The sequence below is a fragment of the Actinomycetospora sp. genome, from assembly GCF_055612215.1.
Genome location: NZ_JBVPVA010001108.1, coordinates 1 through 1,023 on the forward strand (window position 1 = coordinate 1; position 1,023 = coordinate 1,023).

A 1,023-nucleotide genomic window follows, 5' to 3' on the forward strand; every position below is an offset into this window, starting at 1 on the left:
CTGCTCGCCCACCTCGCGAACGCCGCGGCCGAGCCGCTGATCGTCGTGGCCGAGCGGGTGATCGCGGTGAGCCTCGACCCCGAGGTCGAAGGCCTCGCCGAGCTGCTCGCCGGGATCTCCGTCGCGGAGCCGTGACCGCGCTCACCCGATCTTCTGTGACCCGGGTCGCACTTGATCTCCAAGGCGTTTAGCGTGACCGCCAAGCACGTCCCAGTAGTCACGCCGGAGGTCGATCCGCATGCGCGGTCCGCGCCACGTCCGCCTCACCGAGCCCCTCGTCCGCGAGCACGGCGAGCTCCGCCCCGCGAGCTGGGACGAGGCCCTCGACCGCGCCGCCGCGGGCTTCCGCGGCGTGCCGGGGAGCGCCTACGGGATGTTCTCCTGCTCGAAGGCGACGAACGAGATGAACTACGTCGCCCAGAAGTTCGCCCGGGTGGTGATGGGGTCCAACAACGTGGACTCCTGCAACCGCACTTGACACGCTCCCAGCGTCGTCGGTCTGACGGCGGTCTTCGGTGCCGGTGGTGGCACCAGCGCGTACGCGGAGGTCGAGGACACCGACCTCGTCCTGCTCTGGGGCTCGAACGCGCGCGAGACCCACCCCATCTACTTCCACCACGTGCTCGCCGGGCTGAAGCGCGGGGCCGAGCTCTACGTCGTCGACCCGCGGCGGACCGCCACCGCGAAGTGGGCGCGCGGGCACCTGCCCCTCGACGTCGGGACCGACATCGCGCTCGCGCACGCCATGGGCCGCGTGATCCTCGACGAGGGCCTGGAGAACCGGCCCTTCATCGAGCGCGCGACGACCGGGTTCGACGAGTACGTCGCCGCCGTCGAGCCGTGGACGCTCGAGCGCGCCGCACAGGTCACCGGCGTCGACGCCGGCCTGATCCGCGAGACCGCCCTGGCCTACGCGACCGCCGACCGCGCCCAGCTGTGCTGGACGCTCGGCATCACCGAGCACCACAACGCCGTCGACAACGTCCGGGCCCTCATCGACCTCGCGCTGCTCACCGGGCACGT

The 1,023-nt window shown here is 71.7% G+C and carries 1 protein-coding gene; it reads left to right on the plus strand.

The features are described from left to right. Positions 1 to 238: 238 nt before the first annotated feature. On the plus strand, positions 239 to 1,023 hold a 785-nt coding region (locus tag AC0CYZ_RS29915), incomplete at its 3' end, for a molybdopterin oxidoreductase family protein (RefSeq protein WP_472221749.1).